Annotated in this window: 11 protein-coding genes; all 11 read left to right on the forward strand. The window is 44.9% G+C overall.

The features are described 5' to 3' along the window. Positions 1 to 12: 12 nt before the first annotated feature. The 11 genes from dxs to BO18_RS12635 all read left to right on the forward strand — a co-directional run bounded on the left by dxs (position 13) and on the right by BO18_RS12635 (position 12,390). Entirely contained in the window at positions 13 to 1,860 is a 1,848-nt protein-coding gene (dxs, locus tag BO18_RS12585; protein WP_034446580.1) for a 1-deoxy-D-xylulose-5-phosphate synthase, read from the forward strand. An 8-nt stretch (positions 1,861 to 1,868) separates the two neighbouring features. Then, the gene (locus tag BO18_RS12590) at positions 1,869 to 2,768 is read left to right on the forward strand and encodes a TlyA family RNA methyltransferase (protein ID WP_034446582.1); all 900 of its coding nucleotides are present in this window, start codon (positions 1,869 to 1,871) and stop codon (positions 2,766 to 2,768) included. 6 nt (positions 2,769 to 2,774) lie between these two features. Beyond that, on the forward strand, positions 2,775 to 3,623 hold the full coding sequence (locus BO18_RS12595) for an NAD(+)/NADH kinase (protein ID WP_034446583.1): 849 nt from the start codon (positions 2,775 to 2,777) through the stop codon (positions 3,621 to 3,623). A 22-nt stretch (positions 3,624 to 3,645) separates the two neighbouring features. Next, positions 3,646 to 4,104 (forward strand): arginine repressor, encoded by a 459-nt coding sequence (argR, locus tag BO18_RS12600; RefSeq protein WP_034446584.1) that lies wholly within the window; start codon positions 3,646 to 3,648, stop codon positions 4,102 to 4,104. Between the two features lie 53 nt (positions 4,105 to 4,157). Beyond that, a complete protein-coding gene (recN, locus tag BO18_RS12605; RefSeq protein ID WP_034446586.1) occupies positions 4,158 to 5,849 on the forward strand; it encodes a DNA repair protein RecN in 1,692 nt (563 codons plus the stop codon). A 3-nt stretch (positions 5,850 to 5,852) separates the two neighbouring features. Continuing rightward, entirely contained in the window at positions 5,853 to 6,509 is a 657-nt protein-coding gene (locus BO18_RS12610) for a DUF1836 domain-containing protein (protein WP_034446587.1), read from the forward strand. A gap of 6 nt (positions 6,510 to 6,515) precedes the next feature. Further along, complete coding sequence (locus BO18_RS12615) at positions 6,516 to 9,038, forward strand: ATP-dependent helicase (protein WP_034446588.1); 2,523 nt, start codon at positions 6,516 to 6,518, stop codon at positions 9,036 to 9,038. 57 nt (positions 9,039 to 9,095) lie between these two features. Continuing rightward, a complete protein-coding gene (locus BO18_RS12620) occupies positions 9,096 to 9,362 on the forward strand; it encodes a hypothetical protein (RefSeq protein ID WP_051688702.1) in 267 nt (88 codons plus the stop codon). 8 nt (positions 9,363 to 9,370) lie between these two features. Then, entirely contained in the window at positions 9,371 to 11,044 is a 1,674-nt protein-coding gene (gene rlmD, locus BO18_RS12625; protein WP_034446590.1) for a 23S rRNA (uracil(1939)-C(5))-methyltransferase RlmD, read from the forward strand. 116 nt (positions 11,045 to 11,160) lie between these two features. Beyond that, positions 11,161 to 11,397 (forward strand): hypothetical protein, encoded by a 237-nt coding sequence (locus BO18_RS12630; RefSeq protein ID WP_034446592.1) that lies wholly within the window; start codon positions 11,161 to 11,163, stop codon positions 11,395 to 11,397. Positions 11,398 to 11,523: 126 nt separating this feature from the next. Then, the gene (locus tag BO18_RS12635) at positions 11,524 to 12,390 is read left to right on the forward strand and encodes a phosphate ABC transporter substrate-binding protein (protein WP_185752421.1); all 867 of its coding nucleotides are present in this window, start codon (positions 11,524 to 11,526) and stop codon (positions 12,388 to 12,390) included. Positions 12,391 to 12,395: the final 5 nt, after the last annotated feature.

Consider the following 12,395-nt stretch of genomic DNA (forward strand, 5'->3'; position numbering starts at 1 on the left):
GCGGAGAATAATATGCTGCTTGATCAGATTAATAATACAGGTGACATAAAGAATATACCTCAGAGCGAATATAAAGAGCTGGCCCAGGAGATAAGGGAATTCCTCATTGAGAAGATTTCCATTACCGGAGGTCATCTTGCTTCCAATCTTGGAGCAGTGGAGCTTACCATGGCTCTTCACATTGCCCTGGACCTTCCCAAGGATAAGATCATCTGGGATGTAGGACATCAGTCCTACACTCATAAGCTTCTAACAGGGAGAAAGTCTGGCTTTGACACCCTTCGTCAGTATGGCGGAATGAGTGGTTTCCCAAAGAGATGTGAGTCTGATACTGACTGCTTTGATACAGGACACAGCTCAACATCTATTTCCGCAGGCCTTGGAATGGTCAAGGCAAGAGACCTTAAGGGTGATGACTATGCAGTTGTTTCTGTTATAGGTGACGGCTCCCTGACAGGAGGTCTTGCCTATGAAGCCATGAACAATGCTTCAAAGCTGGAGACCAATTTCATTATTATCCTTAACGACAATGAGATGTCCATTTCCGAGAGTGTTGGTGGAATGGGTAAGTACCTTGATAGTGTACGAACTGCCCAGGGGTACCTTAACCTGAAGGAAGATGTGTATGCACAGCTTCGCACCAGCACCAAGATCGTAGATTCCATCAGAAGAGCCAAGAACAGTGTCAAGCAGCTCTTTGTACCGGGTATGGTATTTGAGAACCTTGGTATTACCTACCTTGGTCCTGTTGACGGACATGATACGGCAGGCCTTGTAAGAGCGATCAAAGAAGCAAGAAAAGTTAAAAAGGCAGTAATGATCCATATCGTTACCAAGAAGGGCAAGGGCTATGAGCCTGCAGAAAGGCACCCTGCCAGATTCCATGGAACGGAGCCTTTTATCATTGAGAACGGAATTCCCAGGAATCCAAGAACGACCTCCAACTACCAGGATATCTTTTCCACAGTCATGTGTAAGCTTGGTGCCAGAGATGAAAAGGTGGTTGCCATCACTGCAGCCATGGCTGATGGTACCGGACTTAAGAGGTTCAGGAACATGTATCCTGACAGGTTCGTGGATGCAGGCATTGCGGAGGAACATGCGGTAACCTATGCTGCAGGACTTGCAATTGGCGGATATAAGCCGGTCTTCGCGGTTTATTCTTCATTCCTTCAAAGGGCCTATGACCAGGTGCTTGAGGATGTGTGTCTCCAAAATCTCCCTGTGGTATTTGCCATAGACAGAGCGGGACTTGTAGGCTCCGACGGTGAGACACATCAGGGAATCTTTGATCTGTCCTACTTGTCTTCAATGCCCAACATGCATGTGCTGGCCCCCAAGAATAAGTGGGAACTTTCGGATATGCTGAAGTTTGCAGTGAACTTCAACGGTCCTGTTGCCATCAGATATCCAAGAGGAAATGCCTATGATGGCCTTAAGGAATACAGAGCTCCTATCGAAATGGGCAAGTGTGAGCCAATCTATGAGGAGAAGGATATATGTCTTTTAGCTGTAGGCAGCATGGTAAAGGTTGCTGAGGAAGTGAGAAATATCCTTAAGGACAACGGATTCAGGTGTTCACTGGTTAATGCAAGATTTGTTAAACCAATAGATACAGACTATATCCACAAGGCAGTAGGAACCCACAGACTCTTTGTCACAATGGAAGAGAACGTGGCTTCAGGCGGATATGGCGAGAAGGTCAGAAGCTATATCGGGGAAAAGAAACTTGATGCGAGTGTACTTTCCATCGCTATCCCTGATCAGTTTGTGACTCACGGAAGCGTGGACAAGCTCTTTAAGGAGTTGGGAATAGATGCCCAGTCCATTGCCGAGAAAGTTATGAAGGAAGTACGGTAAGGTAATTTATGGCAAAGGATAAAGAAAGACTTGATGTCATCCTGGTTAACAGAGGGCTGGCTTCATCAAGAGAGAAGGCTAAGACCCTTATCATGGCCGGTGAGGTTTTTGTAAACGGCCAGAGAGAGGATAAGCCGGGAACCACCTTTGAGGAAGCTAAGATAACTTCCCTTGAGGTTAAGGGAGACACACTTCCCTACGTAAGTAGAGGCGGTCTTAAGCTTGAGAAGGCAGTTAATAACTTCGGCTTTTCTCTTGAGGGAAAGGTGTGCATGGACATTGGTGCATCCACCGGAGGATTTACGGACTGTATGCTGCAAAACGGCGCAGTGAAGGTCTACTCAGTGGATGTGGGACATGGACAGCTGGACTGGAAGCTTCGAAGTGATCCAAAAGTCGTTTGCATGGAGAAGACCAATTTCAGATATATGGTCAGGGATGATATAGATGACGACCTGGACTTTGCGTCCTGCGATGTTTCTTTTATCTCACTGACAAAGATACTTCTTCCTGCCAGAAAGCTTTTAAAGGACGGGGGCGAGATGGTTTGTCTCATAAAGCCTCAGTTTGAAGCCGGCAGGGATAAGGTTGGTAAAAAGGGCGTAGTCAGAGACCCGGAGGTCCACAGTGAGGTGGTCCACCGGATATTTGACTTTATGGGGATCGCAGGTTTTGATGTGCTGCACCTGGATTATTCACCCATCAAAGGACCTGAGGGGAATATTGAATATCTGATCCACATCAGAAAGAACCCCGAAATGAATGAGAAGGTAAAAGACCTTACAGAGGCTGAAGGCGAGAAGCTTCTTAAGGAGATAGAAGGTACAAAAGAGGGTATTTCATATAATGAGGAGAACAGAAAGCTGGTGGAGGCGGCTGTGGCCGGTGCTCACGGAGAGCTTTCTTAAGGGGTTATGGACAAATTTTGTATTGTTGCTAACAGGAACAAAGACAGAAGCCTTGCTCTTTCTAACCACATTAAGGATTATCTGGAGGAAAGGGGAAAGACCTGCGTCATAGCCAGTGAGAAGTCTGAGGAATCAGATCCTCTTCACATTACAAGGAATCACTTAAGTGTTATTCCTGAGGATACGGATCTGGTCATTGTCCTTGGAGGTGATGGGACCATGCTCCAGGCTGCAAGAAGTGTGGCCTTTATGGATGTTCCGCTTATTGGCGTGAATCTTGGAACCATGGGTTATCTCACTGAGGTTGACGAAAGTGGTGTGGACGAAGCCCTTGAGAAGATCCTTAAGGGTGAATACGAGATAGAAGACAGGATGATGCTAAGGGGAAGCGTCGAGGGGAAAAAAGACTACTCCCTGAATGATATTATCCTGACCAGATATCAGGATATTTCCACCATCGGTTACAACATCTACGTAAATGATCAGTTCCTGTATAACTACTTTGCCGACGGGCTTATAATTTCAACACCTACAGGCTCCACAGGCTACAACATGTCAGCCGGAGGTCCAATCATTGAGCCTTCAGCCCACATGATACTGGTAACCCCGGTATGTCCACATACCTTAAGTTCCAGGAGCCTTGTCTTTTCACCGGGCACAAGAATAGAGGTGGAGCTCACTGAAGGAAGAGACGGTCGTGAGCAGAAGGCTATATCAAGCTTTGATGGCAGCGGAACGATCCTTATGCATTCCGGCGACAGGCTGGAAATAAAGATGTCAAAAAAGACAACCAAGATCCTTAGACTCAACAGAGTCAGCTTCTTAGAGGTCATTAGTAAAAAATTTGAGAAATAACTTATGAAGGGCGGTGTAAATTTTGAAGAAGAACAGGCATGACAAGATTATTGAGATCATCAACAACAACGTGGTAGAGACACAGGAACAGCTTGTTTCGCTGCTTTGTAAGGAAGGCTATGATGTAACACAGGCTACCATTTCAAGAGATATCAGACAGATGAAGCTTACCAAGATGGTTCTGGAGGATGGAAGACAGAAGTATGTCTACACCAATGCAGATCCTAAGGTAATGCATGACAAATATGTTAATGTATTAAAGGCAGGATATGTCAGCGTTGATACAGCTGAGAATCTGATCGTCATCAAGACAGTTCCGGGCATGGCAATGGCACTTGCAACAGCAACTGATGCTCTGGAAGTGCCACAGATCGTTGGCTGCATTGCCGGAGATGATACTATATTTGTAGCTCTCAAGACCAAGGAAGATGCTGAGGAGCTTAAGGAAAGATTCCTGCGTCTTATAGAAAGACAGCAGTAAATCTTAGGTAATTATTTGGTTGGGGTCCTCATTTTAGAAATGAGAGAGGAATTATGTTATACAATTTACATGTGAAGAATCTTGCCCTGATAAAGGAGCAGGAGATTGAGTTTTCCAAGGGTCTGAACATCCTTACGGGAGAGACAGGCGCAGGAAAATCAGTAGTTATAGGGTCAGTAAATCTGGCTCTGGGAGGAAAAGCCGATCCGTCCCTTATAAGGACCGGCGAGGAGTACGCTCTTGTTGAGCTTACTTTTGGAGAACTGGAAGATATTCAAAAAGAGCTGCTTGCCGGCATGGACATTCCCCTTGAGGATGATGGAACTTTGGTTATCCAAAGGAAGATCATGCCAGGCAGGAGTGTTTCAAAGGTGTCCGGTGAATCAGTATCAGCCAGACAGCTTAAGGATATAGGTAATATCCTTATCAATATTCACGGTCAGAACGATCATCAGGAACTTCTCCAGAAGAAAAAACATATGGAGATACTGGACGGCTACTGCGACAAAGATCTTAGTGGCCTCTTTGGTGCGCTTTCAGAAGATTACAAGACTATGAAGGACCTTGAAAAAGAGCTTTCGGAATCTGATATAGATGAGAGCGCCAGGATCAGGGAACAGGAGCTTTTGGAGTTTGAGATCGGAGAGATTGAGGATGCTGCTGTGGTTCCAGGGGAAGACAAAGACTTGGAGAGCCTCTACCACAAGATGGTAAACTCAAGGAAGATCTCAGAGGCAGTTTATGCCGTGTCATCCATGATCAGCTCCGGTGAGGGAGAAGAGACAGCCTCAGACATGGTGGGAAGAGCCGTAAGGGAGCTTACAAGCGTAGTTAGCTACGATGAAGCATTAAATGATCTTCTTAGCCAGCTTTCCGATGTGGAGAATCTTCTTTCTGATTTTGGACATTCACTTTCCGGATATATGAAGGATCTGGAGTTTGATGATGAGACCTTCCACAACACAGAGGAAAGGCTCAATACTTTGAATCATCTCAAGGACAAGTACGGCGGAAGCCTTGAAGCTGTGCTTAAGTACAGGGATGAAAAGCAGCTCCGCCTTGATGCCCTCACAGACCTTGATGCCCACAGAAACAGGCTGGTAAAGGAACTGGATGAGATTCGGTCGAAAGTTCTTTTAACCTGTAAGAACATATCTGATATAAGACGTAAAGGTGCTAAGGCTCTGGCAAAAGAGCTAAAGGAGGCCCTGATAGATCTTAACTTCCTGGATGTTCAGTTTGAGATCGATGTCAGGAGCAACGAGGAAAATGTTACTGCAAAGGGCTTCGATGATGTGGAATTCATGATCTCCACAAACCCGGGCGAGGCGCTTCGTCCGTTGGATCAGATTGCCAGCGGCGGTGAGCTTTCCAGGATCATGCTGGCCCTTAAGACCGTTGTTGCAGATAAGGATGACATCAGTACACTTATCTTTGACGAGATAGATGCGGGAATCAGTGGAAAGACAGCCTGGAAGGTTTCCGGTAAGCTTGGAGAGCTTTCTAAGGAGCACCAGATCATCTGCATCACACATCTTCCTCAGATCGCAGCCATGGCGGATGAGCATTTCATGATAGAAAAGGGGCTCTCTGATGGAAGGACAGTTACCGGCATTCACAGCCTTAATGAGGAGGATTCCATAAAGGAGCTGGCAAGGCTTCTTGGAGGCGACAAGCTGACTGATGCAGTGCTTTCTAACGCGAAAGAGATGCGCCAGATGGCCATTGAAAAAAAAAGAGGATGAAAAATGACGATCGATAATGATGATCTTTTGAACAGCATAATTGCTTCTCTTGGCAGGATCGATCCTATCTCACTGGATGAGATGCCCAATATTGATCTTTATATGGACCAGCTTACCTCTTTTATGAATGAGAGGCTCAAGAAGTCCACAAGGCATCCTGAGACAGACAAGATCCTTACCAAGACCATGATCAACAACTATGCAAAGAATGATCTTTTGCCTCCTCCTGTAAAGAAGAAGTATTCAAAGGATCATCTGATTCTGTTGCTGTTTATTTATTACTTCAAGAATATCCTTTCCATAAATGATATTCAGACTCTTCTGGAGCCCTTAAAGGAGCGTTTCCAGACCACTGAGGAGTTTAATGTAAGCAGCATTTACAAGAATTGTTTTGAACTGCAGGGCGAGGCTTTAGAGCCTGTAATTGAAGATATTACAAGGAAATACGGAAGAAGCCTTCAGACCTTCGAAGATGAGAAGCTGTCCGAGGACGAAAAGAACAGGATGCAGCTCTTTTCCTTCATAATCCAGCTGTCCTATGACGTCTATGTGAAAAAGCTCCTGATAGAGAAGATCCTGGACAACATCACTGAGGCTAAGGAGCAGGATAAGAAGGCTGAGAAGGACTCCAAGAAGGATTCTAAGAAAACTAAGGGATAAGATTTAATGGGAATTTACGATACACTTAACGGGCAGCAGAAGAAAGCAGTGCTGCAGACAGATGGACCGGTGCTGATTCTTGCCGGTGCCGGATCAGGAAAGACCAGGGTTTTGACCCACAGGGTGGCTTACCTGATCGATGAATGCAATGTTAACCCCTGGAACATCATGGCCATTACCTTTACAAATAAGGCAGCAGGCGAGATGAGGGAAAGGGTAGATAAGATAGTTGGCTTTGGAGCGGAGAGCATTTGGGTTTCAACCTTCCATTCCAGCTGCGTGAGGATCCTTAGGAGGCATGCGGACCTTCTGGGATACACCTCAAACTTTACGATTTACGATACGGATGATTCAAAGGCTCTCATGAAGGATATCTGCAAGAGGTTTCAGCTGGAGACTTCGCAGCTTAAGCTTCGCCAGATCATGAGCATGATCTCAAAGTGCAAGGACAATCTGGTGGACCCTTCAGAGTACGCTCTTACAGCAGGAAATGATTACGTTAAGAGCCGTGTTTCCAAGGCTTATTCAGAGTATCAGAGTGCCCTTAAGAAGAATAATGCCTTTGATTTTGATGACCTTATCATGAAGACTGTGGAGCTTTTTAGGAAGAACCCTGAGGTTCTGGACTACTATCAGGAGCGCTTCCGCTACATCATGGTTGATGAGTATCAGGATACCAACAATGCCCAGTTTGAGTTTATAAGGCTTTTGGCTGACAAGTACAGGAATCTGTGCGTTGTAGGTGACGATGACCAGAGTATCTACAGGTTCAGAGGTGCGAACATCAGGAATATCCTGGACTTTGAGAAGGTATATAAGGATGCGGTTGTTATAAAGCTTGAGCAGAACTACCGCTCAACCCAGCAGATCCTGGACGCTGCCAATGCTGTTATCTGCAACAACTATGGCAGAAAGGACAAGGCTCTCTGGACTGATGAAAAGGACGGAGACAAGGTTAAGCTTCGCCAGTTTGACACCGGAGAAGAGGAGGCTGAGTTCATCGCTTCCGATATTGGGCGTCTTAAGAGGAATGGGAAGCTGTCCTACGATGAGACAGCAGTTCTTTACAGGACAAATGCTCAGTCCAGACTTTTGGAGGAACGCTTTGTTTACGAGGGAATCCCCTATGACATCGTTGGTGGCACTAACTTCTATTCAAGGCGTGAGATAAAAGATCTTTTGGCGTACCTTAAGACCATCGAGAGCGGAAGGGACGACATTGCTGTAAAGAGGATAATCAATGTTCCCAAGAGGGGCATTGGTCTTACTACCATAGAACACGTACAGAATTATGCTGATGAGAGGAACATAAGCTTCTTTGATGCGCTGTGCGAGGCAGATCAGATAGTTACTGTTGCAAAGAGTACAACTAAGCTCATGGATTTTGTGACCATGATCAGGGCCTTCAGGACCAAGATGAAGGGATATTCTCTGGAGGAACTCTTAAAGGATGTCATCGATGTGGTGGGATACATGGCGTATCTTAAAACTCTGGATGACGATGATGACAGTGGTGATAACGACAGAGCTCAGAACGTAGACGAGCTTATTTCCAAGATAGCAGCCTACGAGGAAAATGAAGAGATAGAACAGCCCACACTTACTGGCTTCCTTGAGGAGGTTGCTCTTGTGGCTGACATAGACAGGATCGGAGATGACAACGAGAAGGTTCTTCTCATGACCCTTCACAGTGCAAAGGGACTTGAGTTTGAGAACGTTTATCTTGCCGGAATGGAGGAGAATGTTTTCCCGAGCTACATGACTTTGCAGATGGAGGACACTGATCCTGAGGGAATCGAAGAGGAGAGAAGACTGGCATATGTAGGTATTACCCGTGCCAAGAGAAATCTCACTCTTACAGCTGCCCGTCGCAGAATGGTTCGTGGGCAGACCCAGTACAATCATGTGAGCCGGTTTGTTGAGGAAATCCCATCGGAGCTCCTTGATAAAGAGAGGCCACTTACAGCAGCTTCATTCCTCTATGACGGGGGCGAGACCATAGAGGATGAGTATGATGACGGCGGTTATGGTCATGGTCGCGGAAGTCGCAGTGGTCGTGACTATGATGATGTGTTTGATGATGATCGCGGCGATGGCGGATACTCAGGGATCAAGCCTGCTTTTGCCAAGGGGCTTAATAAGGCTAAGGCCGGAAAAAGCTCTTTTAACGGGGGCGGAGCCGGAATTGGAGCCGGGGCAGGAAAATCGCAGCTGGCAAGCACCTATAAGCTCAAGGCTTCTCCAAAGCCAAAGGTTACAAAGCCCAGGGCAGTACCGGATAAGCCATACATCGCAGGAGCCGGAGCAACCCACGCAAAGGGCTCTCTTGCAGGTATCTCAAAGGGAATGCCCATGAAGGCAGCTAAGCCTGAGTACGTAGCAGGAGACAGGGTTTCCCATATTAAGTACGGCGAAGGAGTAGTAACTTCTTTAGAGGAAGGTCCAAGAGACTACAAGGTTACAGTGCAGTTCGACGACTGCGGACAGAAGATAATGTATGCAGCCTTTGCAAAGCTTAAGAAGGTATAATCGATAAAATATGTGGTATAATTGAGTTAACTATAATTTTCAATGGAGGGGTTACAAATGGAAGTAAAATCAAAACTTGAAGACATTATTGAAATGACACGCATCAACGAGCTTTTGGACAGAAGAGAAGCAGCCAGCAATAAAAAGGCTTCCACTGTGATCCTTTGGGTCCTGGCGGTTTTAGGCGCTATTTCAGCTGTTGCTATCATCGCTTTCCTGGTTTATCAGTACATGACACCGGCGTTTGAAGATGATTACTACGATGATGATTTTGACGATTTCGAGGATGACTTCGAGGACGAGGATTTCATCAAAGAAAGCTGATATTTATAGTGAAGAAAAAAGATATAGTAGAGGGAATTGTAAGAAAAGTCGAATTCCCCAATAAAGGAATTGTAGAAACAAATGAAGGAAAGGTCGTTGTAAAGGGCGTCCTTCCTGATCAGAAGGTATCTGTTCAGATCCAGAAGGTCAGAAAAGACAGAGCAGAGGGAAGGCTGTTAGAGGTTTTGGAAGAACCCTCAGATGCCATCGAAAGTCCCTGCATCCACTTCGGTAAATGTGGTGGCTGCAGTTATCTTACCATGCCCTATGTCAAGGAACTTGGCCTTAAGGAGCAGCAGGTAAGGACTCTTTTAAAGCCTGCCATGGACAGACAGACCTGCAGATTTACCTGGGAAGGTATCAAGACCAGCCCGGTTAAGTTTGCATACAGAAATAAAATGGAATTCACCTTTGGTGATGAGGTTATGGGAGGCCCCCTTTGTCTTGGTATGCACAAGAGGGGCAGTTTTTATGACATTGTTACAGTCAGTGGCTGCAGGATCGTTGATGACGACTACAAGCAGATACTGTCTGCTACTCTGGATTTCTTTTCACCTATGTATGAGAGAAAAGAGATAACCTTCTACCACAGGATGAAGCAGGTTGGATATTTAAGGCATCTCCTAGTTCGTAAGGCTGTAAGAACAGGCGACATCCTGGTTGATATCATTACCACGACTCAGGAGGAGCATGACCTTACTGCATATAAAGACATGCTTCTGTCCCTGGACCTTTCAGGAAAAATTGTAGGTGTTCTTCATACTAAGAATGATTCTCTTGCGGATGCAGTTATAGACGAGGGTACAGAGATTCTATTTGGCCAGGATTTCTTTTACGAGTATCTTCTTGGCCTTAAGTTCAGGATCACACCGTTTTCCTTCTTCCAGACTAACAGCTTAAGTGCAGAGGTTCTTTATACTACAGTCAGAGGCTATATTCGAAGCCTCTATGACCAGAAGAAGATTAATAAGGATGGCGTTATCTACGACCTGTATTCAGGAACCGGCACAATTGCTCAGCTCCTTGCAAAAGTCTGCGACAAGGTCATTGGCGTTGAGATCGTTGAGGAAGCTGTAGAAGCAGCCAGAGAGAATGCCAGACTAAACAATCTGGATAACTGCGAGTTTATCTGTGGCGATGTTTTAAAGGTTCTTGATGAGATTGAAGTTAAGCCCGACATGATCGTCCTTGATCCTCCAAGAGATGGCATAAATCCCAAAGCCCTTCAGAAGATCATCGGTTATGGCGTTCAATACATGATCTATGTTTCCTGCAAGCCCACATCCCTTGCCCGTGACCTGGAAATCCTCCAGGAAAACGGCTACATGATGACTCGGGCTGTAGCTATAGATCAATTTCCTTGGACCAATCATTGTGAGACGGTTGTTCTTCTGTCCCAACAAAAGCCAGATGATCATATTGAGATAGAGATTAATCTGGATGAGATTGATGCTACAAGTGCTGAGTCGAAGGCTACATACAAGGAAATTGAGGAATGGGTGCAGGAGCACTATGGATTTCATGTAACAAATCTGAACATTGCTCAGGTAAAACAGAAACATGGGATTATTGAGCGTGAAAATTACAATAAGCCAAAATCTGAGAATAGCAGACAGCCTGGATGTCCGGAAGAAAAAGTAAAAGCGATTGAAGAGGCTTTGAAACATTTTCAGATGATATAAATAAAAACTCGTGACTATCGGTATTTGGTGGCCACGAGTTTTTTTACGTACATTTTACCAATGTTGATAATGGATTTTACATGTATCTGCTAGCATTGCGCTAGGAGGTGAAGAGTATGTCTAAAATATGGAGTTTTGTAAATGACTTGAAGGTCAAGAAGAATCATAAAATCACAATGTTTATGTGGCTTACAACAATACTATATGGATTAACTGGCGGTTTGATATGGGGATTGATTGGAAGATTGATATTACCTGAAATAACTTGGCTATTTTGCTTTATAGGGTACCTTGCGGTGTTCATGGGACTGCTTGGCGGGGCAATCTATCTATACAATCATGAGTTCATATGATTTTTCAAGACTTTTACTGAACTTTTACATAAAGATGGCTATGGATTTTACATTAGGCGAATAATATTGTCATTGTAAAAAATACGGCGCCAAATAATGTAAGTTTAGAAAGGAATGAAAAATATTATGAAGAGAAGGATAATTGCTATTATGGCAGCAGTAAGCTTAATGACATTTGGGCTAGTAGGATGTGGAAGCGAGAGTCCCCAAAGTGCTGATGCTGCAGAGCAGGGAAAAAATGAGGAATCTGTAGAATTGAATGGAACTATTAAACTTGCAGGCTCAACTTCTATGGAAAAACTTTGCGAGGCTATGTCTGAGAGTTTCATGGAGAGGAACCCAGGAGTGACAGTCACCGTTGAGTATACTGGCTCAGGTGCAGGTTTGGAATCTCTTGCAGCCGGTTCTGTAGATATCGGAAATGCTTCCAGAGGCCTGAAGGATGAGGAAAAGGCAAGTGGTGTAGTAGAAAATATTGTGGCAATTGACGGTATTGCAGTGATTACTAATAAATCTTGTAGTATCAAGGATGTGACGTCAAAGGATCTTGCTAAAATCTATTCGGGCGAAATTACAGACTGGGCTGAGCTTGGTGGTGAGGAACAGCCAATCATTGTAATTGGTAGAGAGGCAGGTTCAGGCACAAGAGATGCATTTGAAGAGTTACTTGAAGTAAAAGATGGTTGCGCGTATGCACAGGAGTTGGATTCAACAGGAGCAGTTCTTGCAAAAGTAGCAACTACACCAGGAGCAATCGGTTACGTCTCGCTTGATGTGGTTGATGACACCGTGTCAGGATTAAAGATTGATGGAGTGGAGCCAACAGAAGAAGAGATCCTAGCAGGAAATTACATGCTTCAGAGACCGTTTGTAATGGCTACAAAGGGCGAAATCTCAGAGCAGAATGAATTGGTTCAGGCTTGGTTTAACTATATCAATTCTGATGATGGTAAGGAAGTTATCAAACAAGTTGGACTTATTATTCCACAATAAGGGGT

This window comes from Butyrivibrio sp. AE2032 (assembly GCF_000702965.1).

Excerpts from the sequence above, each read along its gene's own strand:
- BO18_RS12620 (WP_051688702.1), top strand. The coding sequence starts at position 9,096 with ATGGAAGTAAAATCAAAACTTGAAGACATTATTGAAATGACACGCATC.
- BO18_RS12595 (WP_034446583.1), top strand. The coding sequence starts at position 2,775 with ATGGACAAATTTTGTATTGTTGCTAACAGGAACAAAGACAGAAGCCTT.
- recN (WP_034446586.1), top strand. The coding sequence starts at position 4,158 with ATGTTATACAATTTACATGTGAAGAATCTTGCCCTGATAAAGGAGCAG.
- BO18_RS12590 (WP_034446582.1), top strand. The coding sequence starts at position 1,869 with ATGGCAAAGGATAAAGAAAGACTTGATGTCATCCTGGTTAACAGAGGG.
- BO18_RS12630 (WP_034446592.1), top strand. The coding sequence starts at position 11,161 with ATGTCTAAAATATGGAGTTTTGTAAATGACTTGAAGGTCAAGAAGAAT.
- BO18_RS12610 (WP_034446587.1), top strand. The coding sequence starts at position 5,853 with ATGACGATCGATAATGATGATCTTTTGAACAGCATAATTGCTTCTCTT.
- dxs (WP_034446580.1), top strand. The coding sequence starts at position 13 with ATGCTGCTTGATCAGATTAATAATACAGGTGACATAAAGAATATACCT.
- BO18_RS12615 (WP_034446588.1), top strand. The coding sequence starts at position 6,516 with ATGGGAATTTACGATACACTTAACGGGCAGCAGAAGAAAGCAGTGCTG.
- BO18_RS12635 (WP_185752421.1), top strand. The coding sequence starts at position 11,524 with ATGAAGAGAAGGATAATTGCTATTATGGCAGCAGTAAGCTTAATGACA.